General features: G+C 63.5%; 22 protein-coding genes. 8 read left to right on the top strand and 14 right to left on the bottom strand.

The window, feature by feature from the left end; genetic code table 11:
- Positions 1–95: 95 nt before the first annotated feature.
- Positions 96–2,246 (bottom strand): methyl-accepting chemotaxis protein, encoded by a 2,151-nt coding sequence (locus tag HWQ56_RS27955; RefSeq protein ID WP_176572250.1) that lies wholly within the window; start codon positions 2,244–2,246, stop codon positions 96–98.
- Between the two features lie 167 nt (positions 2,247–2,413).
- Positions 2,414–4,003 (bottom strand): ABC transporter substrate-binding protein, encoded by a 1,590-nt coding sequence (locus tag HWQ56_RS27950; protein ID WP_176572249.1) that lies wholly within the window; start codon positions 4,001–4,003, stop codon positions 2,414–2,416.
- A gap of 375 nt (positions 4,004–4,378) precedes the next feature.
- Between HWQ56_RS27950 and rpmB the strand changes: the two genes are divergently transcribed.
- The 8 genes from rpmB to HWQ56_RS27910 all read left to right on the top strand — a co-directional run bounded on the left by rpmB (position 4,379) and on the right by HWQ56_RS27910 (position 13,153).
- Positions 4,379–4,615: a 50S ribosomal protein L28 gene (gene rpmB, locus HWQ56_RS27945; protein ID WP_008366806.1), complete on the top strand. Its 237-nt coding sequence runs from the start codon at positions 4,379–4,381 to the stop codon at positions 4,613–4,615.
- Between the two features lie 12 nt (positions 4,616–4,627).
- Complete coding sequence (gene rpmG / locus HWQ56_RS27940) at positions 4,628–4,783, top strand: 50S ribosomal protein L33 (protein ID WP_003177274.1); 156 nt, start codon at positions 4,628–4,630, stop codon at positions 4,781–4,783.
- Positions 4,784–5,074: 291 nt separating this feature from the next.
- On the top strand, positions 5,075–5,656 hold the full coding sequence (locus tag HWQ56_RS27935; RefSeq protein WP_158152810.1) for an alpha/beta hydrolase: 582 nt from the start codon (positions 5,075–5,077) through the stop codon (positions 5,654–5,656).
- Between the two features lie 9 nt (positions 5,657–5,665).
- Positions 5,666–6,616: a sigma 54-interacting transcriptional regulator gene (locus HWQ56_RS27930; RefSeq protein ID WP_158152811.1), complete on the top strand. Its 951-nt coding sequence runs from the start codon at positions 5,666–5,668 to the stop codon at positions 6,614–6,616.
- A gap of 159 nt (positions 6,617–6,775) precedes the next feature.
- Positions 6,776–7,558: a MetQ/NlpA family ABC transporter substrate-binding protein gene (locus HWQ56_RS27925; protein ID WP_176572248.1), complete on the top strand. Its 783-nt coding sequence runs from the start codon at positions 6,776–6,778 to the stop codon at positions 7,556–7,558.
- A 392-nt stretch (positions 7,559–7,950) separates the two neighbouring features.
- On the top strand, positions 7,951–9,042 hold the full coding sequence (locus HWQ56_RS27920) for an efflux RND transporter periplasmic adaptor subunit (RefSeq protein ID WP_158152813.1): 1,092 nt from the start codon (positions 7,951–7,953) through the stop codon (positions 9,040–9,042).
- Positions 9,039–10,109 (top strand): efflux RND transporter periplasmic adaptor subunit, encoded by a 1,071-nt coding sequence (locus tag HWQ56_RS27915; RefSeq protein ID WP_158152814.1) that lies wholly within the window; start codon positions 9,039–9,041, stop codon positions 10,107–10,109. Before HWQ56_RS27920 ends, HWQ56_RS27915 begins: the two co-directional genes overlap by 4 nt.
- Positions 10,106–13,153, top strand: coding sequence for an efflux RND transporter permease subunit (locus HWQ56_RS27910; RefSeq protein WP_158152815.1), 3,048 nt, complete (start codon positions 10,106–10,108; stop codon positions 13,151–13,153). Before HWQ56_RS27915 ends, HWQ56_RS27910 begins: the two co-directional genes overlap by 4 nt.
- A gap of 20 nt (positions 13,154–13,173) precedes the next feature.
- Here HWQ56_RS27910 and HWQ56_RS27905 read toward each other — a convergent pair whose 3' ends face one another.
- The 12 genes from HWQ56_RS27905 to HWQ56_RS27850 all read right to left on the bottom strand — a co-directional run bounded on the left by HWQ56_RS27905 (position 13,174) and on the right by HWQ56_RS27850 (position 24,603).
- Positions 13,174–13,800, bottom strand: coding sequence for a class I SAM-dependent methyltransferase (locus HWQ56_RS27905; protein WP_158152816.1), 627 nt, complete (start codon positions 13,798–13,800; stop codon positions 13,174–13,176).
- Between the two features lie 38 nt (positions 13,801–13,838).
- On the bottom strand, positions 13,839–14,483 hold the full coding sequence (locus HWQ56_RS27900) for a methionine ABC transporter permease (protein WP_158152817.1): 645 nt from the start codon (positions 14,481–14,483) through the stop codon (positions 13,839–13,841).
- Positions 14,473–15,597, bottom strand: coding sequence for a methionine ABC transporter ATP-binding protein (locus HWQ56_RS27895; RefSeq protein ID WP_176572247.1), 1,125 nt, complete (start codon positions 15,595–15,597; stop codon positions 14,473–14,475). Before HWQ56_RS27895 ends, HWQ56_RS27900 begins: the two co-directional genes overlap by 11 nt.
- Before the next feature lie 2 nt (positions 15,598–15,599).
- Positions 15,600–16,391 (bottom strand): MetQ/NlpA family ABC transporter substrate-binding protein, encoded by a 792-nt coding sequence (locus HWQ56_RS27890; protein ID WP_158152819.1) that lies wholly within the window; start codon positions 16,389–16,391, stop codon positions 15,600–15,602.
- A gap of 98 nt (positions 16,392–16,489) precedes the next feature.
- Entirely contained in the window at positions 16,490–17,851 is a 1,362-nt protein-coding gene (locus HWQ56_RS27885) for an LLM class flavin-dependent oxidoreductase (RefSeq protein WP_176572246.1), read from the bottom strand.
- The gene (locus tag HWQ56_RS27880) at positions 17,851–19,056 is read right to left on the bottom strand and encodes an SfnB family sulfur acquisition oxidoreductase (protein WP_176572245.1); all 1,206 of its coding nucleotides are present in this window, start codon (positions 19,054–19,056) and stop codon (positions 17,851–17,853) included. The genes HWQ56_RS27885 and HWQ56_RS27880 overlap by 1 nt, the downstream gene beginning before the upstream one ends.
- Before the next feature lie 20 nt (positions 19,057–19,076).
- Positions 19,077–20,312, bottom strand: a complete 1,236-nt coding sequence (locus tag HWQ56_RS27875) for an SfnB family sulfur acquisition oxidoreductase (RefSeq protein ID WP_176572244.1) — start codon at positions 20,310–20,312, stop codon at positions 19,077–19,079.
- Positions 20,313–20,414: 102 nt separating this feature from the next.
- Positions 20,415–21,125: a hypothetical protein gene (locus tag HWQ56_RS27870; protein WP_176572243.1), complete on the bottom strand. Its 711-nt coding sequence runs from the start codon at positions 21,123–21,125 to the stop codon at positions 20,415–20,417.
- Between the two features lie 141 nt (positions 21,126–21,266).
- Positions 21,267–22,010 (bottom strand): L-cystine ABC transporter ATP-binding protein TcyN, encoded by a 744-nt coding sequence (tcyN, locus tag HWQ56_RS27865; RefSeq protein ID WP_176572495.1) that lies wholly within the window; start codon positions 22,008–22,010, stop codon positions 21,267–21,269.
- 4 nt (positions 22,011–22,014) lie between these two features.
- On the bottom strand, positions 22,015–22,683 hold the full coding sequence (gene tcyL / locus HWQ56_RS27860; protein ID WP_158152824.1) for a cystine ABC transporter permease: 669 nt from the start codon (positions 22,681–22,683) through the stop codon (positions 22,015–22,017).
- Positions 22,680–23,477 carry a cystine ABC transporter substrate-binding protein gene (gene tcyJ / locus HWQ56_RS27855; protein WP_176572242.1) on the bottom strand — a complete coding sequence of 266 codons (798 nt, stop codon included), beginning with the start codon at positions 23,475–23,477 and terminating at the stop codon, positions 22,680–22,682. The genes tcyL and tcyJ overlap by 4 nt, the downstream gene beginning before the upstream one ends.
- 127 nt (positions 23,478–23,604) lie before the next feature.
- Positions 23,605–24,603, bottom strand: a complete 999-nt coding sequence (locus HWQ56_RS27850; protein ID WP_176572241.1) for a D-cysteine desulfhydrase — start codon at positions 24,601–24,603, stop codon at positions 23,605–23,607.
- Positions 24,604–24,609: the final 6 nt, after the last annotated feature.

Genomic DNA, 24,609 nt, shown 5'->3' with positions numbered 1-24,609 from the left:
GTTTCGTATACGTTGTGTACGATATAGACAGTAGGCATTGCTGTCCAGGGTGTCAACCACTGCTGGCCGTTTCAGGAAAAGGCATTGGATTCATCTCAAGCAGCCCCAGCCGTCACCTCGAACTGCCCCACCAACTGCTGCAACTTGCTCGCATTGTGCTTCACCCGCTCGGCGCTGTTCTGCAACACCACTACGGTCTGGCGCATGTCGCCGCTGGCCTGGTCGACCTGTTTGATGGTCTGCCCGCAGTCCAGGCTCTTTTCGTTCAGCTGCTGGATGATGCCGAACAGGTTGTCCACCGCTTCATGTAACTGCACATTCTCCGAAGAGGCACTTTCGGCCAGGCGCAGGCTTTCGTCGACGTTCTGCACGCCGCCCTCCATGAAGGCCACGGCGTTGCGGGTCTCGCCTTGCAGGCCTTCGACCATGGTACGGATCTGCGCGGCGGCCTGGGCAGTGCGGCTGGCCAGGGTGCGGACTTCGTCGGCGACCACGGCGAAGCCGCGGCCATTCTCCCCAGCGCGGGCGGCTTCGATGGCGGCATTCAGGGCCAGCAGGTTGGTCTGGTTGGTGATATCGGTGATCAGCCCGGTGAAGGTGCCAATCTCGCTCATGCGCTTGTCCAGTTCCTGCACGCTGGTGGCCGAGCGCTGCACCACGTCGCGGATTGACTGGGTGCCGGCCCGCACCGAGGCGAATTGTTCCTGGGCGCGCAGGACGACTTCGTCCATGGCCTGCTTCATTTGCTCGGCGGTCAGGGAAGCTTGCTGGATCTCGCCGAGCTGGCCCTCGACGATGATCATCATGCGGTGGATGGCTTGCGCTACATCGTTGGAGGTCTGGCCGGCGATGCGGCTCTTGCCGAGCATCATTTCGTTGGTCTGCCCCACCGAGTGGGAGGCGGCGATGACCTGGCCGACCACCGCGTCGAGGTTGTCGATGAAGCTGTTGATCCAGCGGCTCATGTCCCCGGTTTCATCATTGGCCATGGTCGCGGTATCCAGGCGCTGGCGCAGGTTGCCTTCGCCCTCGGCGATGGTGCGAATCACGTCGGTCATGGCTTCCAGTCGGGCGGCCAGGCGCTTGGGCCCCAGGGCGCTGAACAGCAGGCCGGCGATGAGGATGCTGAACACCTGGATGAGGTCGATGAAGGTCTGGTCCAGGCCGCTGTAATGCTGCACGCCGAAGTTGCAGGCGAACAAACCGGCCATGGTCGCCAGGTAGGGCTTCATCAACCCGTGGGTCAGGGAGCGGCGGCGGTAGACCTCTTCCAGGTCGGCCTCGCACATCATGCCCCAGCGGTCCGGGGAGCCCGGTAATTGAAAGGTCACGCCCTTGCCGACCACCGGAATATGACGGTAATCGGAGTAGCCGGGGTAGGTGACGAACAGGTTGTTGCCCGCACGCATGGTTTCGCGGATGCCGGGGTGCAGTTGCCCGGTGGCCGGGTCGGTGAAGCGCAGCTCGAGTTCGGTATGGCGCTGCACGCGGACCACACCGAACGCGGTGTTGACCCCGCCCTTGAGGTTATCGCCGTGGGTGAAGGCATTGTCCTCGAAGCGTGAGCGCGAGAGGGCGGTGCCCGGCGCTACGGCAGGGTCGAACCTTGATTGCGCCATGAACAGGTAGTTGTCACCGGATTCCGGGAAGATGTGCCCGGCTTCGCGCTGAATCAGGTCGCCCAGCACGTCATTGGGTACACGACCGCAGAGGCAGCCGTGGGTTTTGCCGTCATGGGTGAGCGGCTGGTAGAACATCAGCGTCACTTCGTCGTGGAAGCGCGACGTGGAAGGGCCGATCTGCAGGGTCAGCGGGTCGACGTACGGGCCGTGCAGGAAAGGCGCTTTCAGCCCTTCCTTGAGCGCCGCCGGATTCACCTGGCGGCCCTGCACGGCGCCGTTGAAAGTGCTGGCCAGCAACTGGCCTTGCGGGTCGACCACGAACAACTCGGAAAAGCAGGGAGCCTGGCGCAGCTTGTCAGCCAGCAGCCCGGCATCCAGCCCACCGGCTTCACGCGCCAGGGTGACCGCCAGCTCCGCCAGGTGCTGCCATTGCTCATTGGCCCAGGTATGCAGCAGCTTGACCCGGGTATCGGCGATGGCCTCGAACGTCTTCTCAAGGGTAGGCGCAGCGTGCCGGTTCCAGTGGCAGGCCCAGCGCATGGCCAATTTGCCGGTCTTGCCAAACCAGGGCAGCCAGCGGCGTTCGGCGGGGGAGAGCTGCATCGAGTCGCTACGCAGGGGCATTGGCCATTCCTTACTTTGACTACAAAGAATGAGCAAGTAGTAGCAATTTGCCTGCCATGACGTTCACGGGTATTTCGGCGACGTGTGTGGACAATCGAGGCGTCTTTTTCGCCCCGGAAACGTGCAGGGCCGCGATGCGGCCCTGACTTGGTGCAGTTGCGAGGGGATTATTGGCCCACGGTGACCTTCGAGAAGTCCTGCCGCCCGAACGGGCTGACCTGGTAGCCCTTGACGTTTTCACGGGCCAGTACGGCGGCGGTAGGATGCGCCAGCGGCACCCACAGCGCCTGGTCCTGAATCTGCTGCTGGGCCTGCAGGTACAGCCTGCTGCGTACCCCTTGGTCGCCAGTGGTCTTGCCGGCAGTGATCAGCTTGTCCAGCGTCGGGTCGCAGTAGCGGGCGAAGTTGGTGCCTGACTGCACCGCCGCGCAGGAAAATTGCGCGGTCAGGAAGTTGTCCGGGTCGCCGTTGTCGCCAGCCCAGCCCATGAACAACAGGTCGTGCTCACCGGCCTTGGCGCGACGAATCAGCTCGCCCCACTCGATCACCCGGATCTCGGCCTTGATGCCCACCTTGCCCAGGTCAGCCTGGAGCATCTGTGCGCCCAGGCTGGGGTTAGGGTTGAGCAGGCTGCCGGACGGGCGGGTCCAGATGGTGGTGTTGAAGCCATCTTTCAGGCCCGCCTTGGCCAGCAGCTCGCGGGCTTTCGCCGGGTCGTAGTTGTAGCCGGGCAGGTCCTTGGCATAGCTCCAGGTGTTGGGCGGGTAGGGGCCGTTGGCAGGCACGGCGGTGCCTTCGAACACTGCCTTGAGGTAGCTGGCCTTGTCGAACGCCAGGTTGATGGCTTGGCGCACCTGGGGCTTGTCCAGCGGCGGGTGCTGGCTGTTGATGGCCACGAAGGCGGTCATGAACGCCGGTGCCTTGATCACTTGCAGCGAGCTGTCCTTGCTGGCTTCGTCAACGTCCAGCGGCTTGGGCGACAGGGCTATCTGGCATTCGTTGCGCTTGAGTTTCTGCAAGCGCACGGTGGTGTCGCCGGTAATGGCGAACAGCAATGGGTCGACCGCAGGCTTCCCCCGGAAGTAGGTGGGGTTGGCGCGGTAGCGCACCACGGCGTCTTTCTGGAACCGGCCGAAAATGAACGGGCCGGTACCGATGGGTTGGCTGTTGAGCTTGTCCTGGGTGTTGGCGCGCAGCAGCTGGTCGGCGTACTCGGCGGAGTAGATCGAGGCAAAGCCCATGGTCAGGGTGGCCAGGAAGGTCGAATCGGCGTGGGCCAGGGTGAAGCGCACGGTCAGCGGATCCACGGCCTCGACTTTCTTGATCAGGCTGGGCAACTGCATGGACTGGGCGTGGGGGAAGCCACTCTGGGCAATCTTGTGCCAGGGGTTGTCCTCATCCAGCATGCGCCGGAAGCTGAATACCACGTCGTCGGCCGTCAGGTCGCGGGTCGGGCTGAAGTATTCGGTCTTGTGGAATTTCACCCCGGGGTGCAATTTGAATTCGTACGTCAGCCCGTCGGGGGACAATGTCCAGCTGTCGGCCAGGCTCGGCGTGACCTTGGCCTGGGCGGTATCGTAGTCCACCAGGGTGTTCATCAGCACATCGGCCGAGGCGTTGGTGGTGGTTAGCGAGTTGTATTGCACCACGTCGAAACCTTCGGGACTGGCTTCGGTGCACACGGTCAACGGCGCCGCCTGGGCCAGCAACGGGGTGAAGAGAGGAGCGAGCAGCAGCGGCAAAGTCGCTAGACGCATGGGTGAGTTTCCTTGGCTGATTGATGGCCCATCTGCCAGTGCAGTCTGGATAAAGTTCCTACCCTAGAGATCCGCAGCGCAATTGACTATCCAAATTTTTACCGATGGCACGACGAGCGGTCTCTCGCCAGCGCGCCCTGTAACAGCGGCGTTTGGGCCTCTGACGAGGCAGCGGCTGAAAATTGAAAGTCAGGTCATGGTTGTTGCCCGCAGGTCTTTCTGGTATAAAGCAGCGCTCTTTTCTAGGGGCCCGGATCCTTCGCCTGCGAGCGAGGCTGGTAAGACCCCTGAAGAAACGCGGCGCCTGGCGCCAAGACTGAGAGATAAGCGGCCAACCCATGCCGGGTTGGGCATGTGGTTTTAGAGGGCTGAGGCATGTCGAGAGTCTGTCAAGTTACCGGTAAGGGTCCGGTAACCGGGAATAACATTTCCCACGCAAACAACAAAACCCGTCGTCGTTTCCTGCCGAACCTGCAGCATCACCGCTTCTGGGTCGAGTCCGAGAAGCGTTTCGTGCGTCTGCGCGTATCCGCCAAAGGCATGCGTATCATCGACAAGCGCGGCATTGATGTCGTGCTGGCCGAAATCCGCGCTGCTGGCGCCAAGGTCTAAGGGAGCAAAATCATGCGTGAATTGATTCGTTTGATTTCGAGTGCCGGTACTGGTCACTTCTACACTACCGACAAGAACAAGCGCACCACCCCGGACAAAATCGAGATCAAGAAATATGATCCGGTTGTTCGCAAGCACGTGATCTACAAGGAAGGCAAAATCAAGTAATTGATTTTCGCCCGACAAAAAAAGCCCGTATCTCACGATACGGGTTTTTTTTTGCTTAGCGTTAAGTCCCCCGAACGTGACCGCCGTCGATTGTGCTGGCGATAGCAAGCCACGGAATGTCCGTTCCATTCTGTACATGAGAATGATTATGATTTAGATTGTTGGGGTCTGGCTTTAAACGTCCCAGTTATATGGTTATAAGTTATTAACAAATAGCTTCTTATTCCTTAACGGATATATGACCGACCCTTATACTGAACCCCACGCAAAATGATGCAGGAGGCGTATTCCATGCGCAGCGAATCGATCCGCTATCTGATAGTCCCAGGCTGGCAAGGCTCGCCCGAGGACCATTGGCAAACACACTGGCAGAACAGCCTGCCCAACAGTGCGCGGGTCGAGCAACTGGACTGGTTCGCGCCCCAACGCGAAGCCTGGGTCGGAGCGCTGGAGCAGGCGGTAAGCAGCGACGACACCCCTGTCATCCTGATTGCCCACAGCCTGGGCTGCGTGACGGTTGCCCATTGGGCCGAGCACGCCCCACGCGATTCATTGCGTAAAGTGCTGGGCGCCCTGTTGGTGGCCCCGGCGGATGTCGAGCGGCCAGCCTGTTCACCGGCCCTGCGCAACTTCGCCCCTATCCCGCGCCACCTGCTGCCATTCCCCAGCCAAATCGTCAGTTCCGACAACGACCCGGCCGTCAGCGCTCCGCGCGCCCTGGACATGGCCCGCGACTGGGGCAGTGAAGCCGGGCTGATCACCGGCGCCGGGCACATCAACGTCAAGTCCGGCCACCAGCGCTGGGAGCAGGGCTTCGCTTATCTATACCGCTTGCAGGGCCGAATCGAGCAGCACGCCTTGCGCCGCGCATAAGGTTTTTCCATGAGCCAGCCAGAACAGTTCGGTCCGCCCTTGCTGACCTTTCCCGAAGCCGACAAAAGTCCCCTGAGCATCCGTGCCAAGGCATTGGTGTTCGTCGACCCGCGGTCCCGCCAATTGCGCGAGGACATGGAGCGGTTGGCCAGCCGCGCCTTGCCGGTACTCATACGCGGCGAAACAGGCACCGGCAAGGAGCTGCTGGCACGACATATCCATCGTGCCAGTGACCGCGGCGGCTTGTTCGTGTCGGTCAATTGCGGGGCTATCAGCCCGGCCTACGCCGATGCCGAGCTGTTTGGCCACACTGCCGGTGCCTACAGCGGGTCGGTCAGCAGCCGTGCGGGCTGGTTCGGCTCGGCCAACGGCGGGACCCTGTACCTGGATGAGATAGGTGACCTGCCATTGCCCATCCAGAGCAAATTGTTGGCGGCGCTGGAAAACCACGAAGTCACTCGGGTCGGTGCACAGCAACCCAGCCCGGTGGATGTGCGCCTGGTGGCCGCTACCAGCATCGACCTGGCCCAGGCGGTGGCCGCCGGCAAGTTCAACGAGCGTTTGTTCCATTACCTCAGTGAAGGCCAGCTGCAATTGCCAGCCTTGCGTGAACGACCTGGCGATATCCTCTCGCTGGCCGAATATTTCGTGGGCATTTACAGCGTTCGCTTGAACCTGCCCGTCGCGCTGATCAGCGAAAGCGCCCAGCAGGTCCTGGAACGCCATGCCTGGCCAGGCAACACCCGCGAATTGGAAAACGTCATTCATTTCGCGTTGCTGGTCAGCAGCGGCGAAGAGATCCTGCCAGAGCATCTCAACCTGCCGCCACTGGTCGAGCCGCTGGCGGAGATTGAGCGCAATATTCAAGCGCTGCTCAGCGAAGGCTCTGGCTCAAGCCTTCAAGGCCTGAAGGCCCTGCTGGAGCAGACCGCATTGCGTCTTGCGCAACCCAACGGCTGAGCCATGCATCAGGCGCCGAGATGGCCATTGGCCTGGGACTCGCTAAAAAGGCATAAGCAGTGAAGTAAAAGATATTGTCTTGGCATAAAGAATGTCGGTATCGTCCGCCTCCAAGCCAGCCAACAACGTCGCTGGCACCTTATTGATCAAGGACAATGCATGAAAAAGGCTCTGCTGTTCACTGCCCTGGCCGCCGCCCTGACCATGGGTGTTGCCAACGCTAACGAAAAGCTGGTGGTCGCTGCCACCCCGGTTCCCCACGCCGAGATCTTGGAGTTGGTCAAACCAACCCTGGCAAAGGAAGGTGTGGACCTGGAGATCAAAGTGTTCACCGATTACGTGCAGCCGAACGTCCAGGTTGACCAGAAGCGTCTGGACGCCAACTACTTCCAGACCCTGCCATACCTGCAGAACTTCAACGACGGCAAGGGTACCCACCTGGTGACCGTGGTCGGCGTGCATGTCGAACCCTTTGGCGGTTACTCGAAGAAGGTCAAGTCGCTGTCCGAGCTGAAGGACGGCGCCACCGTCGCCATCCCGAACGAAGGCAGCAACAGTGGCCGCGCACTGATCCTGCTGCAGAAAGCCGGCCTGATCACCCTGAAAGACCCGAAAAACGCCCTGGCTACCCCGAAAGACATCGCCGAGAACCCCAAGCACCTGAAGTTCAAGGAGCTGGAATCGGCCATGCTGCCACGCGCCCTGGACCAGGTTGACCTGGACATGATCAACACCAACTACGCCCTGGACGCCGGCCTGAACCCGGCCAAGGATGCCCTGGTGATCGAAGGGGCCGACTCGCCTTACGTGAACTACCTGGTTGCCCGTCCGGACAACAAGGACAGCGATGCCATCAAGAAACTGGCCGCGGCCCTGACCAGCCCGGAGGTGAAGGAATTCATCGCCAAGAAGTACAACGGTGCGGTATTGCCTGCGTTCTGATTAAGGCGCGAGCAAAAACGCCGACGGCTTGCACAGCGTCGGCGTTTTTTATTGCCTGGCGGTTAGCGTGGGGCTGCCACGGCCCGGCGCAACGCGGCCAGCAGCTTGATGAAATCCTGGGGCGCAGGTGGGTTCGAGGTCTTGTTGTTCATCATGGGGCATCCTTGGCAGTAGGCAGGTTGAGGGTTTCGAGTACGAACGTGCAGAAAAGATCCATCCTGCCTACGAAACAAGTACCGTCGCCGAGGCGCTCCTGTTGACCAGGAGCTGCGGTTTCCAGGCGGCAATCGTGCCGCCAAAATCTCCGATCATCTCTGTATATTCAATGAACCCTGAGCTACGATCACAGTCGCATCCATTCTGAGCTGGAATACGCACGCAAAGGAGCCTGCATGGCGGTTGTTCGGTTGTGGTTCATCGGTGGCCTGTGCCTGGCGGCGGCGCTGGCCGGCTGTGGTCAGGAAAAACAGGCGGAGCCCCAGCGCCCGCGGGTGCGGGTGCAGGCTGTGCAGGCGCTGGATTTCGCGCCGCCGGTGAGCCTTACCGGGGATATCCAGGCGCGGGTGCAAACCCAGTTGTCATTCCGCGTGGGTGGCAAGATCATCAAGCGCATGGTCGATGTCGGTGACCGCGTCACCGCCCGCCAGGTGCTGGCCCAGCTGGACCCCAAGGACCTGCAGACCAACGTCGACTCGGCCAAGGCCGCGGTGTTCGCCGAACAGGCGCGGGTCACCCAGAGCCAGGCTGCCTTCGTGCGCCAGCAGAAATTGCTGCCCAAGGGCTACACCAGCCAGAGCGAATACGATTCCGCCCAGGCCGCGTTGCGCAGTAGCCAAAGCGCACTGGCGGCCGCCAATGCGCAACTGGCCAGCGCCCGTGAGCAACTGAGCTACACCGACCTGGTGGCTGATGCCCCGGGCATCATCACTGCGCGCCAGGCCGAAGTGGGGCAGGTGGTGCAGGCCACCGTGCCGATCTTCAGCCTGGCCCGCGATGGCGAGCGTGACGCCGTTTTCAACGTTTATGAATCGCTGTTCGTGCAGCCGCCCACCGACCAGCCGGTGCCCGTCAGCCTGGTGGAAGACCCGCGGGTGCAGGCGCGCGGCAAGGTCCGCGAGGTCACGCCGGCCGTATCCGCCCAGACCGGCACGCTGCAGGTCAAGGTAGCGCTCGACGCCTTGCCCCCCGGCATGAACCTGGGGGCGGTGGTCAGCGGCACCCTCACCGGGCCGGCGCGGCCAAGCGTCGAGCTTCCGTGGTCGGCGTTGACCAAGGAGGGCAGCGACCCGGCCGTGTGGGTGGTTGATGACCAGGGCAAGGCCAACCTGCGCAAGGTCAAGGTCAGCCGTTACCTCACCGGCAAAGTCGTGATCGCTGACGGTCTGCACGACGGCGAGAAAGTGGTGGTGGCGGGTGGGCAATTGCTGCACCCGGACATGCAGGTGGAAATCGCCGCGCAGGAAAATGCCGAGGACAAGCCATGAACCGCGTCACTGCACTGGCCTGCCTGGGCATCCTTCTGGCGGGTTGCTCCAAGGAAGAAGCACCCCCGGAACCGGTACGCCCGGTATTGTCGGTTCAAATCAGCCCGCAGGACATTGCGCAGCTGGGCCGCTTCGCCGGAACCATTCAGGCCCGCTATGAAAGCACCCTTGGCTTTCGTGTGTCAGGCCGCATTGCCCGCCGGGCGGTGGACGTGGGCAGCGAAGTGAAAGCCGGCGACCTGCTGGCCACCCTCGACCCCACCGACCTGCAGAACCAGGTGCGCTCCAGCCAGGGCGACCTGGCGCGGGTGCAGGCGCAGTGGATCAACGCCCAGGCCGATGCCCGCCGCCAGCAGGAACTGTTCGACCGTGGCGTTGGCGCCCAGGCGCAGCTGGACGTGGCCCAGACCAACCTCAAGACCACCCGCGCCTCGCTGGACCAGGCCAAGGCCTCGGTCAGCCAGGCCAAGGACCAGCTCAACTACAGCGAACTGCGGGTAGACCACGATGCGGTGGTTACCCATTGGAATGTCGAAGCGGGGCAAGTGGTGAGCGCCGGCCAGGAAGTGGTGACCCTTGCCCGCCCGGACATCAAGGAGGCCGTCATCGACCTGCCTTCGTCGCTGGCGGAAAACCTGCCCCCCGATGTGCGCTTCACCGTCGCCGACCAGCTGGAGCCGAGCATAAGCACCACGGCAACCGTGCGTGAACTGGAGCCCCAGGCCGAGAGCGCCACCCGCACGCGACGGGCGCGTCTTACCCTGGCCCAGACGCCGGCAGCATTTCGCCTGGGAACCGCCATCAGCGTGACGTTGAGCACGGCCATCGAACCCAAGGTGGAACTGCCGCTCAGCGCTATCCAGGAGGTGGAGGGTAAATCCCGCATCTGGGTCATCGATAGGCAAAATCAGACCGTGGCCCCTCGCGAGGTGCAGGTACTCAGCCGGGCCGATGGCCGGGTGGTGGTGAGCGCGGGGGTCAAGGCCGGCGAGCGGGTGGTCAGCGCCGGCGTCAACAGCCTCAAGCCGGGGCAGAAGGTCAAAGTGGACGAGGGCAGTACGCGATGAAAGGAAGCTTCAACCTGTCCGACTGGGCGCTCAAGCACCAGTCCTTCGTCTGGTACCTGATGTTCGTGGCGTTGCTGATGGGGGTGTTTTCCTACCTCAACCTGGGCCGCGAGGAAGACCCCAGCTTCACCATCAAGACCATGGTCATCCAGACTCGCTGGCCGGGCGCAACCCAGGACGAAACCCTGCTGCAGGTCACCGACCGCATCGAGAAGAAGCTCGAAGAGCTGGATTCGCTGGACTACGTGAAGAGCTACACCCGGCCCGGTGAATCCACCGTGTTCGTGTACCTGCGCGACACCACCAACGGCAAGGCCATTCCGCAGATCTGGTACCAGGTACGCAAGAAGATCGACGATATCCGCAGCAGCTTTCCCCAGGGCATCCAGGGGCCTGCGTTCAATGACGAGTTCGGCGATGTGTTCGGTTCCATCTACGCCTTCACCGCCGATGGCCTGAGCATGCGCCAGCTGCGCGACTATGTGGAACAGGCCCGCGCCGAAATTCGCCAAGTGCCTGGGCTGGGCAAGATCCAGTTGATCGGCCAGCAGGACGAGGTGCTCTACCTGAACTTCTCGACCCGCAAGCTGGCGGCCCTGGGCATCGATCAGCGCCAGGTGGTCGACGCACTGCAAAGCCAGAACGCCGTGACCCCTGCCGGGGTGATCGAAGCGGGGCCCGAGCGAATCTCGGTACGCACCAGCGGCCAGTTCGCCTCGGAAAAAGACCTCGCCGCGGTCAACCTGCGCTTGAACGACCGGTTCTACCGGCTGGCCGACGTGGCCGATATCCAGCGTGGCTACAGCGACCCGCCCACGCCCATGTTCCGCTACAACGGCCAGCCGGCCATCGGCCTGGCTATCGCCATGCGTGACGGTGGCAACATCCAGACCTTCGGCAAGGCGCTGCACCAGCGCATCACCGAAATTACCGCCGACCTGCCGGTAGGCGTGGGCATACACAACGTGTCCGACCAGGCGCAGGTGGTAGAAGAGGCCGTGGGCGGCTTCACCAGCGCATTGTTCGAGGCCGTGATCATCGTGCTGGTGGTCAGCTTCATCAGCCTGGGCGTGCGTGCCGGGCTGGTAGTGGCCTGTTCCATTCCGCTGGTGCTGGCCATGGTCTTCGTGTTCATGGAATACAGCGGCATCACCATGCAGCGTATCTCTCTGGGCGCGTTGATCATCGCCTTGGGTCTGCTGGTGGACGATGCGATGATCACCGTGGAGATGATGGTCACCCGCCTCGAGAAGGGCGAGACCAAAGAGCAGGCGGCCACCTTCGCCTATACCTCCACCGCGTTCCCGATGCTCACCGGCACCCTGGTGACCGTCGCCGGTTTCGTGCCCATTGGCCTCAATGCCAGCTCTGCGGGTGAGTACACCTTTACCCTGTTCGCCGTGATTGCCGTGGCCATGCTGGTGTCCTGGGGCGTGGCGGTGCTGTTCGCGCCGGTGCTGGGTGTGCATATCCTCAGCACTAACGTGAAGCCGCACTCCGATGAGCCCGGACGTATCGGCCGGGCCTTCAACGGCGGGCTGCTGTGGGCCATGCGCCATCGCTGGCTGACGATCCTGATCACCGTGGGGCTGTTCCTGCTGGCAGTGTTCTGCATGCGCTTTGTGCAGAACCAGTTCTTTCCGTCTTCCGACCGGCCTGAAGTACTGCTGGAGCTCAACCTGCCGCAGAACGCTTCCATCAACGAGACCCGCAAGGCGGTCGACAAGCTGGAAGCCACGCTCAAGGACGATCCGGACATCGCGCGCTGGAGCACCTACATCGGCCAGGGCGCGATCCGTTTCTACCTGCCCCTGGACCAGCAGCTGGAAAACCCTTACTACGCCCAGTTGGTGATCGTCAGCAAGAGCCTGGAACAACGCGCCGCGCTGATGGACCGGTTACGCAAACGCCTGCGCGAGGATTTCGTCGGCATCGGCAGCTACGTGCAAACCCTGGAGATGGGCCCGCCAGTGGGCCGGCCCATCCAGTACCGGGTCAGCGGCAAGGACATCGACCAGGTGCGCAAGCACGCCATCGACCTGGCCACCCTGCTGGACCAGAACCCGCATATCGGCGAGATCATTTACGACTGGAACGAGCCGGGCAAGGTACTGCGCATCGACATCGCGCAGGACAAGGCGCGGCAGCTGGGGCTGTCCTCCGAAGACGTGGCCAAGCTGATGAACACCATCGTCAGCGGCACGGCGGTTACCCAGGTGAACGACGATATCTACCTGATCAACGTGGTGGGCCGGGCCGAGAACGTCGAGCGTGATTCGCCCGAGACCCTGCAGAACCTGCAGATCGTCACCCCCAGCGGGGTTTCCATCCCGTTGCTGGCCTTCGCTACCGTGCGCTACGAGCTGGAGCAGCCGCTGGTATGGCGCCGCGATCGCCTGCCCACCATTACCATCAAGGCCGCGGTGCGCGACCAGATCCAGCCCACCGACCTGGTCACTCAGCTCAAGCCCACCATCGAGAAGTTCGCCGGAGGCTTACCCACCGGTTACAAGGTGGCCACCGGCGGCACCGTGGAGGAGAGCGGCAAGGCCCAGGGGCCGATCGCCCGGGTGGTGCCATTGATGCTGTTTCTGATGGCGACTTTCCTGATGATCCAGCTGCACAGCGTGCAGAAGATGTTCCTGGTGGCCAGCGTCGCGCCGCTGGGGTTGATCGGCGTGGTGGTGGCGCTGGTGCCGACGGGCACGCCCATGGGCTTCGTGGCGATCCTGGGGATTCTGGCGTTGATCGGCATCATCATCCGCAACTCGGTGATTCTGGTGACCCAGATCGATGCCTTCGAGCGTGATGGGTATGAGCCGTGGGATGCGGTGTTGGAGGCGACCCAGCACCGTCGCCGGCCGATCCTGCTGACCGCTGCGGCGGCGAGCCTGGGCATGATCCCCATCGCCCGCGAAGTGTTCTGGGGCCCCATGGCGTATGCGATGATCGGTGGCATCATCAGCGCCACGCTGCTGACCCTGCTGTTCCTGCCAGCGCTCTATGTGGCTTGGTACAAGATCAAGGAACCGCGCAAGGCCTGATTACACGGCGAGGCGCGGGCTTACGCCTTGCGCCAGACGCTCGCCAGCCACGGCTGCTGTTCACGGGGCAGCCCCGCGGGGCGGTAATAATGCTCCAGCTCCACGAAGCCCGCCTCGGCCAGCACCCGCCGCCAGGTGTCCAGGTCGTGGTAGGCGCCGTAGCGTGGCCCGTTCCAGCCCTCCTGGTTCTCACCCCGGGGGTTGGAACTGAACAGCACACCGCCTGGTTTGAGCGTGGCGTGCAACTGGCGCAGCACGCGGGGAAGTTCCTGGGTCGGAATGTGAAACAGCACGGCGTTGGCGAAGATACCGTCGAAGTGCTCGGTAGGCAGGTCCAGGGCCAGGAAGTTCTGCTGCCACACCTCGCAACCGCTGTCGGCGCGCGCCATTTCGGCGAAGCGCTCGCTGCCGTCCAGGCCCGTGGCCGTGTGGCCCAGCGCGGTGAAGGTGCGCAGGTCGCGCCCTGGGCCGCAGCCGAAGTCGAGTATCCGCGCAGGTGCCGGCACCTGGATATGCCGCAGCAAAGCCTCGATGTTCTGGCTCACATCATGGTCGCGCGTGCCTTCACGAAAGCGCTCGGCAGTCTGGTTGTAATTGCCCAGCGTGACGTCGGTGATCTGCTGCAGGGCTTTGGGGTCGAGGGTCATCGCGGTTCGCCAGGTGAGGGTGTTGCCGCGATGATACCTCAGCGCTTGTTCAACACCTTGGCCAGCCGATCACCGCCAAACTGGATGAACGCCACCAGCACCACCAGCAACACGATCACCGTGAGCATGATCTGGCTGTCGAACCGCTGGTAGCCGTAGCGGTAGGCAATGTCCCCCAGCCCACCGGCCCCGATGGCGCCGGCCATGGCCGAAGAGTTGATCATGGTCACCAGGGTGATGGTGAAACCGCCGACGATGCCTGGCCGCGCTTCAGGCAGCAGCACATGCCAGATGATGTGCCAGCGTCGGCAGCCCATGGCCTGGGCCGCTTCGATCAGCCCGTGGTCGACCTCGCGCAGGCTCACCTCGGCAATGCGCGCGAAAAATGGCGTGGCGGCAATGGTCAGCGGTACCACGGCAGCCCACACGCCGTAGGTGGTACCGACGATCAGGCGGGTGAAGGGAATCAGCGCCACCATCAGGATCAGGAAGGGTACCGAGCGGAACAGGTTGACGAAGGCCCCCAGCAGGCGATTCAGCGTGGGTGCCTGGTAGATGCCGCCCTTGCCGCTGGTCACCAGGATAACCGCCAGGGGAATGCCCAGCAGCAAGGCGATCAGCGATGACACGCCCACCATCAGCAGGGTGTCCAGGGTGCCCTGCAAGAGTCGTTCAGCCCACATAGCCCAGCACCTCCACACGGTCGGCCCACAGGGCCGCGCGTTCCACCAGTTGTTCGCGTGCCAGCGGCGAGTGCGCCACGGCAATCACCAGTTGTCCCAGGGCACGGCCCTGAATACGCTCCACGCCGCCCTGCAACAGGCTTACCCGCCCACCCAGGCTGTGGAACAGGGCAGACAGGTCAGGCTCTTCGCCCGCCGTACCGTTCAGGCGCAAGCCCAGTACCAGCGCGTCAGCCGGTGAAGCGGGATGTGGCCGCAGGCGCGTCTGCAGTTCGGCCGGCACCCCGTGCTGCAGCGGCGCCAGCAGGGTCTTGCTGACGTCATGGCGGGGGTCGCCGAACACCTGCCACACGGGCCCTTGTTCCACCACCTGGCCTTTTTCCAGCACGACCACGCGGTCACAGATATCGCGGATCACCGCCATTTCATGGGTAATGAGGATAACGGTCAGGCCCAGGCGCCGGTTGATGTCGCGCAACAGCGCCAGGATCGATTCGGTGGTTTCCGGGTCCAGTGCGGAAGTCGCCTCATCGCACAGCAGAATCTGTGGGTCGTGCACCAGCGCCCGGGCAATGCCCACCCGCTGTTTCTGCCCGCCGGACAACTGCGCCGGGTAGACGTGGTGCTTGTCGGCCAGGCCGACCAGTTCGAGCAATTCGGTGACCTTGCGATGCCGGGCACCCTGTTCCACGCCGGCTACCCTCAACGGCAACTCGACGTTCTGCCACACGGTCTTGGCAGACATCAGGTTGAAATGCTGGAAGATCATGCCGATGCGTCGGCGCAGTTGCACCAGGCGGTCTTCGTCGAAATCGCCGATGTCCACCTGGTCGATCAGCACCCGGCCGTTGGTGGGTTGTTCCAGGCGGTTGATGGTGCGTATCAGCGACGACTTGCCCGCGCCACTGCGGCCAATGATGCCGAAAATCTCGCCGCGCTGGACGCTCAGGTCAATGCCGTGCAGGGCCTGCACGGGCCCCTCCTGGCCCTGGTAGGTCTTGCCCACACCGATGAAGCGCACCTGGGCGTTGGCCAGTTCAGGGTGCAGTTGCGTGCGTTCGGCGTTGGTCGGGGGTGCAGGCGCAGTGTCAGGCAGGCGCTGGGCTTGGCTCATGGTCAACTCCCCCAGCCGGTCTGGTAGAGCTTGCCATAGGTCTTGTCCAGGGCTGCACGCACCACGGGCGAGTGCTGGTAGATATCAATGAACTTGGCGAGGCGCGGGTCATCCTTGCTCTTGGGTTGAATCACGAACTGGATCACGTATTCGGGGTGGTCGACGCCGTCGAACAGCAACGCCGACTCGGCGTCAAAGGTCTTGGCTAGGCGGATGTAGGCGGGGTAACCCTGCACCAGGTCGGCATCGTCGTAGGCGCGCACCAGTTGCACGGCTTCCACCTGCAGCAGTTTCAGGTGCTTGGGGTTGGCGGTGATATCGTCTTCGGTGGCCTTGTAGCCCACCCCCGGTTTGAGGGTGATGAGCCCAGCCTTGGCCAGCAACTGCAGGCCACGGCCGCTGTTGATGGGGTCGTTGGCGATGGCCACGGTGGCACCGTCAGGCAGCTCGGCGAAGCTTTTGTACTTTTTCGAGTAGAGGCCCACGTTGTTGATGATGCCCGGGGCGTAGGGCACCAGGTCGAAACCGGCCGCGGCCTTGGCGTTTTCCAGGAAGGGAATGTGCTGGAAGTAGTTCACGTCGATGTCACCGGCGGCGAGGCTGACGTTGGGGGCGATCCAGTCGGTGAATTCCACCAACTGGACTTTCAAGCCCTGTTTGTCGGCTTCGGACACCGCGGCTTCCAGGGGAATGGCGAAGGCGGCGGTGGTGCCGACTTTCAGCGGCGCGTCGGCGGCCTGGGCCAGGCCGGTGGCCAGGCCCAGGGTGAGCAGTAAGGTGGCGATCTTTTTCATGGTGTTCGTTCCAATGCGATACGGTTTGGCCTGGTTCCGTGTGGGGCCAGGCAGCGCGCGATACCTGGCATACCGCGGCGTTGCGTTCCGCGCCCGGGTCAGGCGGTCAGGTGTCTGAATTCGTTGGCGATGTGGCGCTGGGGTAGTCGCGCGCCTTGCTCGAACAGCTTCTGGCGCAGTGGTCCGTCGGCGTATTCGGTCTTGTAGCGCCCACGGCGCTGCAGCTCCGGCACCACCAGGTCGATGAAGTCCACATAGCTTTCCGGGGTCACGGTGCGCGCCAGGTTGAAGCCGTCCAGGCCGGTCTCGTCGAGCCAGGCGATCAGTTCGTCCGCCACCTGCTGCGGTGAGCCCACCAGGGTGATGTAGCGCCCGCCCAGGGCGTGCTGGTCGAGCAGCTTGCGGCGGGTCCAGTCGTTGTTCTGCAAGTGCTTGGTGGCCGATTGAATGGCGTTGCTTTTCACGTACTGAATGGGCTCGTCCAGCTCGTATTGGGCGAAGTCGATGGCTGTGGAACTGGCGAAATGCGCGACACCGGCTTCGGCACTGGCGTATGCCAGGTACTCGGCATGCTTGGCGCGAGCCGCTTCTTCGGTGGCGGCGACGATCACCGTCAGGCCCATGAACACCTTCACGTCCTCGGCCTGGCGCCCGGCGGCCACGGCGCTGGCGCGTACCTTGTCGACCTGGGCGCGGGTGCTGGCCTTGTTCTGGCCGCTGATGAACACGCACTCGGCATGGCGACCGGCGAACAGCAGACCGCGGTCCGATGCGCCTGCCTGGAACAGCACGGGTGTGCGCTGGGGCGAAGGCTCGCACAGGTGGTACCCCTCCACCTGGTAGAACTCGCCCTGGTGGCGAACCTTGCGGACCTTGCCCGGCTCTGCGTATACCCGCCGAGCCGGGTCGTTGGCCACCGCATCGTCGGTCCAGCTGCCTTCCCACAACTTGTACAGCACTTGCAGGTACTCGTCGGCCTGGTCGTAGCGGCGGTCGTGCTCCACCTGCTCATCCAGGCCCATGGCCTTGGCGGCGCTGTCCAGGTAGCCGGTAACGATATTCCAGCCCACCCGGCCGCGGCTCAGGTGGTCAAGGGTCGACATGCGTCGGGCAAACAGATAGGGCGGTTCATAGGTGAGGTTGGCCGTCAGGCCGAACCCCAGTTGCCTGGTCACCGCGGCCATGGCCGAGACCAGCAGCAGCGGGTCGTTGACCGGCAACTGGATGGACTCGCGCAACGGCACGTCGATGCTGTTCTGGTAGACGTCGTACACACCGACGATATCGGCGATGAACAGGCCGTCGAACAGGCCACGTTCCAGGGTCTGGGCCAGCTCGGTCCAGTACTCGAGGGTCTTGTACTGGGTGGAGGTGTCGCGCGGGTGAGTCCACAGGCCGTGGTTGATGTGCCCGATGCAGTTCATGTTGAAGGCATTGAGCAGGATTTTCTTCGCGGTCATCAGATGGTCCCCCGCAGCGGCGGCTTTTCGTCGTTGAGGTAGTAGTTGCCGATGGCGTGGTACTTCCAGCGCACCGGGTCGTGCAGGGTGTGCACCCGGGCATTGCGCCAGTGGCGGTCCAGGCCATGCTCGGCGAGGGTGGCCTGGCTGCCGGCCAACTCGAACAAGGTGGAACCGGCGGCTAGCGAAATCTCGGTGCTGATGGCGCGGGCTTCGGCCACGGCGATGGAGGCGGCCGCCACACTGTCGGCGGTGCTCTGGGCCTGGGCGCGGTCCAGGTACTCACCGGCACGCTCCAGCAGGGCTTCGGCGGCATGCAGGCGGATGGCCAGGTAGCCGATGGTCTTCAGGCTCAACGGGTCGTCCACGGCTTTCTCGATGCCGGAGTCGATCCACGGCCGAGTGCGGGTGCGCACGAAGTGCAAGGCGTCCTCGTAAGCCGCACGGGCGATGCCGGTGTCGATGGCGGCATGAAGTATCTGCGCCAGCGGGCCCACCGGGGTCGGGCGCTCGAAGGCGGTCTGGAAGGGAACCACGTCGCGGGCTTCCACGTAGACATTGTCGAACACCACCGAACCGCTGCCCGTGGTGCGCTGGCCGAAGCCACTCCAGTCGTCGATCACCTCCAGGCCCTCGCTCGCCCTGGGCACGAAGGCCAGTTGCTGCATTCCTTGCTCGTCCACCACCGAGGTGGGGATGCGCTGGGCATACAGGGCGCCGGTGGCGTAGAACTTGCGGCCAATGACGCGGTAGCCATCGCCGTCACGGCTCAGGCGTGTAGTGCGGTCGTGGGCGGTCCTGGTGCCCAGTTCCGCCAGGGCATTGCCGAACCGCTGCCCGGCCAGCACCTCGGCGTACAGGCGCTGCTGCTGTTCAGGGGAGCCGTTGACCCGCAGCACTTCCAGGGCGTAATAGTGGTTTTGCGGGATCTGCCCCAGCGAGGCATCGGCCTGGGCAACCAGGGCCACGACCTGGGCCAGGGTGACGTTGGACACGCCAGCGCCGCCAAAGGCTTTCGGCACACTGATGCCCCACAGGCCCGAGCGGCTGAACTGTGCCAGTTCGTCGTGGGGCAGGCGCCGCTCGCGGTCGCGTGCGATGCTGTCCGGGCGTAGCGTTTCGGCCAGCGCGCGGGCCACGTCCAGTGCCTGGTCATCGGACTGGATAAGGGCCACCGGCCCCAGGTTGGGGGTGAATGCGTTCATTGCGTTCTCCAGTGGTCTGGTCAAATCCAGGAATGGCGTGCAGGGCGGCTGCCGTTCAGGTGGTAGGCGCCCACGGCGTGATATTTCCAGCGCACCGGGTCGTGCAGGGTATGCACCCGGGCGTTGCGCCAATGGCGGTCCAGGTTGAATTCGGCAAGGGTGGCGCGGCTGCCGGCCAGTTCCAGCAGCTTCTCGCTGGCCAGCAGGGCGATTTCGGTGGTCAGCACCTTGGCCTCGGCCACGGTGATGGAAGCACTGGCGGCAGCGTCGGCGTCGATGACCCCGGTGCTGATCCGGTCCAGCACCTGGCCGGCCTTGCGCAGCAGGGCCTGGGCAGCATGCAGCTCGAGCTTGAGGCGGCCGACGTCGGCGATCACGTACAGGTCGTCGCTGGCGCGTTCAACGTTGGCGTCGACCCAGGGGCGCGCCCGCTCGCGGACGAACGCGATGGCGTCGTCGATGGCGCCTTCGGCAATGCCAGCATCGATGGCGGCCTGGATCAACTGCGAGACGGCGCCCTGCAGGCTCGGGGTATCAGCGGCGCGCCAGGTGTGCACAACCAGTTCCGCGGCTACGGGCACGTTGTCCAGCAACACGGTGCCGCTGGCAGTGGTGCGCTGGCCGAAACCGGACCAGTCGTCGACGATGCGCAAGCCAGCGCTGCCTCGGGGCACGAAGGCGAGCACTTGGCGGCCATCCTCGTCCAAGGCTTTCACTGCCACCCAATGAGCGAACAGGGCGCCGGTGGAGTAGAACTTCTGCCCGTTGATGACATAGCCGTCGCCCTGACGAGTGATGCGTGCCTTGATTTCCAGGGTGTTGCGCGTGCCTTTTTCCGGGCCCGCGTTGCCGATGCGTGCGCCTTGCAGCACCGAACCGAACAGCTGCTGTTGCTGAGCTTCGGTGGCTACGCCGGCCAGCGTGTGCAGCAGGCCGAACTGGTTCTGCGGAATTTGCCCCAGCGCCGGGTCGGCAGCGGAGATGATGCGGAACACGTCGGCGATGGTGACGAATGAAAGTTGTGGCCCGCCGAAGCGGCGGGGAATGGAAATACTGCCCAGGCCGCTGCGGCTGAATTGTTCGAGTTCGGCCCAGGGCAATTGCCGTTCACGGTCGCGTGTGGCGGCGCCGGTCTTGGCAAGGGCGGCCAGGTCACGGGCGGCCGCCAGGGCCTCGGCGTCGCTGCCCAGCACGTGGGCGGACAGCAGTGGTGGAGGGGTGTCCAGATCCGACTGGATATCGTTGTTGCTGACCATACCGTCCTCACGTCATGAATAGCGCCGCGTTGTCGCGGCGGAAAATGCGCTGGTCCGGTGGTCCGGTTCATATACCCTAATCGTGTATAAATTTTAAATATACTAACGTTTGGGAATATCAATAGAAGCTGAGTCGCGGTGCACGCGTACCTGCCTGGCGGGGGCCCAGCCAGACGGGTTGCCGACCCGATCGAGGACGCAATAGGTGGCTTCCTGATGATCATCCAGCCCGGCTTCGCGGATCAGCGCCTTGGGGATTCGGCCATTCACGGGCAGGCCGACCTGGCCCGGCAGCAGGGCAGGCAGGTCCAGGCGCAAGTCGCCCCAGCGCAGGGTCACGCGGTCCTCGGCGGCCATGTTCAGCCAGGGGGCGATGGTGAATGCCATGCCGCGCTTGATGCGGTTCAGGCACAGACCTTCGCGCAGTATTCGCTCGGGCAGGTGCAGGGGGGCGAGGAACGGGTTCTCCGGGTCGTGCGCCAATGGGGCGCCGGGGCACAGCAGTTTTACCGGTACACGCAGGCTGGGTGACTTCTGCGCGCGGTGGCCCACCCGCAGCACGCGGTAATGCAGGTGCGCCTCGCCGTCCTCGATGAAGCTGGGTGGCAGCGGCAAGCGCAGTACCTGACCGGCCATGGCCGAGCGGGCGCAGACAAAGGCATCGTTGCAGAACAGTTCGACCAGGTCGCCGTCGTTCATGGCGGGGTAGGGGCCGATGGTGGCGCTCAGGTGCCCTGCGGCGTGCACGCCTATGCCGTGGGGGCATTGTGGCAGGCTGGGCGGCGAGAGTTCAGATCCGTTGAACAGGCGCATGGCAAATCTCCTTCAAGGCATGGCGGCAAATGGGCCGCGGTCCTTGATAGGGGGTTGCCGGCGAGGGTTCAAGGTGGGAACGGTGCTTTCGCTCGAACTCAGATTTGTCCTACGAGACGGGCTGCCTGTTCCAGGGTTACATCAACCCGCCAGGAACTTGCTCAGGAACTGTCGGGTGCGCTCTTCCCTGGGCTGGGCGAACAACGCCTTGGCCTCGCCTTGCTCGACGATCACGCCCTTGTCGAAAAACACCACCCGGTTGGCCACGTCGCGGGCGAATGCCATTTCGTGGGTAACGATGATCATGGTGCGCTTCTCTTCGGCCAGGCCGCGGATGGTGGTCAGTACTTCGCCTACCAGTTCCGGGTCCAGTGCCGAGGTGGGTTCGTCGAACAGAATCACCTGGGGCTCCATGGCCAGGGCGCGGGCGATGGCCACCCGTTGCTGCTGCCCACCGGACAGCTTGCGTGGGTAGGCGTCTTCCTTGCCCGCCAGGCCGACCTTGGCCAGCAGCGTGCGGCCCAGGGCCTCGGCTTGCGCGCGCGGCGTCTTCTTGACCACCACAGGGCCCTCAACCACGTTTTCCAGCGCCGTGCGGTGCGGGAACAGGTTGAAGTTCTGGAACACGAAGCCAACCTGCTGGCGCAGGCGACGGATCAGGCCCTGCTGCTGGGCAACCTTGCTGCCGTCGATCTCGATATCGCCCATGCGGATACGGCCACTGTCCGGGGTTTCCAGCAGGTTCAGGCAGCGCAGGAAGGTGGTCTTGCCCGAACCGCTGGGGCCGATGATGGCGACCACTTCGCCGGCCTCCACCCGCAGGTCGATGCCCTTGAGCACGGTGGTGCCGTTGAATTGCTTGGTCAGTTGTTCCACCACGATCATGGTGTCAGGACTCCTGGTCATGGCGGTTTACGCGTTCTTCGAGGCGGTTCTGCAGGGCCGACAAGGCGCTGGCCAGCACCCAGTAGATCAATGCAGCGGCCAAGTACATGGTGAACACTTCAAAGGTGCGGGCAGTGATCAATTGCGCCTGGCGGAACAGTTCCGGTACCTGGATGGTGGCAGCCAGGGCCGTGTCCTTGACCAGGGAAATGAAACTGTTGCCCAACGGCGGCAGGGCAGTGCGTGCGGCTTGGGGCAGGATTGCCCGGCGCAAGGTCTGGCCGCGGGTCATGCCGATACTGGCGGCTGCTTCCCACTGGCCGCGGTCTACCGAACTGATCGCCGCGCGCAGGATTTCACAGACATAGGCAGCCATGTTCAGCGAAAAGCCGATCAGGGCCGCGGGCAGCGGGTCCAGCTCCACGCCGATCTGCGGCAGGCCGTAGTAGATCACGAACAACTGAACCAGCAACGGCGTGCCGCGGAAGAACGACACATACACCCGGGAAATGCCGCGCAGCAGCATGAACCGCGACAAACGCATCAGTGCAAGGCCAAAGCCCAGCAGCAAACCGAAGAACATGCCACCGAGGCTGAGGGCAACGGTGAAGTACGCGCCCTTGAGCAGAAAAGGCGCTGAATCCAGCGCCAGTTTCAGACTGTCTTCAATCATTTGGTGACATCAGCGTTGAAGTACTTCTGCGACAGCTTGGCCAGGGTGCCGTCGGCGCGCAGTTTGTCGATGGCCTTGTTGATGGCGGCCAGCAGTTCCGGTTCACCCTTGCGCAGGGTCACACCAGCTTCCTGGCGCGAGAATGCCGGGCCCGACACGGCCAAGGTGTCGTTGGTCTTGCTGATCAGCTCGAAGGCGGCCAGGCGGTCGACCAGGATGGCGTCGATACGGCCAACGCGCAGGTCCTGGTACTTGGTAGGGTCATCGTCGTAGGTCTTGATGACGGCGCCGGGTACGTTTTCCTTCAGCCATTGCTCGTAGTTGGTGCCCAGGCCCACGCCGACTTTCTTGCCGGTCAGGTCGTTGGCCGACGCAATCTTGCCAGCGTCTTTCTTCTGGGTCAGGGCCTGGATGCCGGACACGGTGTAGGGTTCGGAGAAGTCATACTTCTTCTTGCGCTCTTCGGAGATGGTCACCTGATTGATGGCCACGTCCAGGCGCTTGGACTCCAGGGCCGCGAGGATGCCGTCCCATTTGGTGGGCTGCAGCTTGGCCTTGACGCCCAGTTCCTTGGCCAGCGCTTCGGCGAATTCAACTTCGAAACCGGTGAGCTTGCCGTTCTCGTCGACATAGCTGAACGGCGGGTAGGTGCCTTCCAGGCCGACGCTGATGGTGCCTTTGTCCTGGATGGTTTTCAGCTCATCCCCGGCCATGGCCTGGCCGACCAGTGCCGAACCCAGCGCCAGGCCCATGCTGGCGATGAGAAGAGTGCGACGCAACGAAGAGAAAGTCATGTGGAGCCCCATTGTTCGAGTGAGTGAAGGCAGAGCGTCCTTGCCGATGCGGTGAGGCGAGATTATCGCCGCTCGTCGTTATGGCTTAAAATACTAAAAAACTTAGCAGTCTTTCAATTTAGGTATATCAATTATTCCACACGCCAGGGTAGGCAAACAGCGCCGGCGCCCCGCCGGTGTGCAGGAAAATCACCGGGCCGTCGCCCAGGCGCTGGCGGCCGATGCCATCGAGCAAACCAGCCATGGCCTTGCCGGTATACACCGGGTCCAGCAGCAGGCCTTCCTGGTTGGCTACCAGCTTGATGGCCGACAGCGTGCCCGCATTCGGTTGACCATAGCGCGGGCCGAAGAATTCATCCCACAACTGCACCTTGAAGCTTTCGGGCAGCGGCACGCTGAGCAGCGCGGCGGTGCGTTCGGCCAGGCCTTGTACCTTGGGGCGCTGGGCTTCGTCGGTGCGCGACACGGTCACGCCGATGACCGGAAGGTCGGGCAGCGACTCGCTCAGGCCAAGGGCCAGGCCGCTGTGGGTGCCAGCGCTGCCGGAAGCCAGTACCACGGCTGCGAAGTCCAGGCCGGTGGCATTGATCTGTTCGGCCAGCTCCAGGCCGGCGCGCACATAGCCCAGCGCGCCGAGCGCGTTGGAACCGCCGATGGGCACCAGGTAGGGCTTGCGCCCGCTGGCGCTGAGGCGCTGCGCCAAGGCTTGCAGTTGTTCATCGGCGTTGTCGAGGTTCTCCACCAGCTCGACCTTGGCGTCGAACAGGTCCAGGAGCAGGCGGTTACCGTTGCCCAGGTAGTTGCTGTCGTCGGTGCCGATGGGGTTTTCCAGCAGCGCGACGCAGCTTAGGCCCAGTTTGGCCGCGATGGCGGCCGTCTGGCGCACATGATTGGACTGGATGGCGCCAGCGGTGATCAGGGTATCGGCCCCTTGGGCCAGGGCGTCGGCAGCCAGGTACTCGAGCTTGCGCAGCTTGTTGCCGCCCATGGCCAGCGGGGTCAGGTCGTCACGCTTGACGTAGATATCGCGGCCTACCCACTGGGACAGTCGCTCGAGCTTTTCCAGCGCGGTAGGGGCGCCGAGCAGTTCGAGGCGGGGAAAACGGGCAAGCGATTGCGTGATCATGAGGAT

It is taken from the genome of Pseudomonas eucalypticola (assembly GCF_013374995.1).
GTDB classification, from domain to species: Bacteria; Pseudomonadota; Gammaproteobacteria; order Pseudomonadales; family Pseudomonadaceae; genus Aquipseudomonas; species Aquipseudomonas eucalypticola.
Note: the sequence above shows the minus strand (reverse complement) of the source record. Positions and strands in the feature narration are given on the sequence as shown.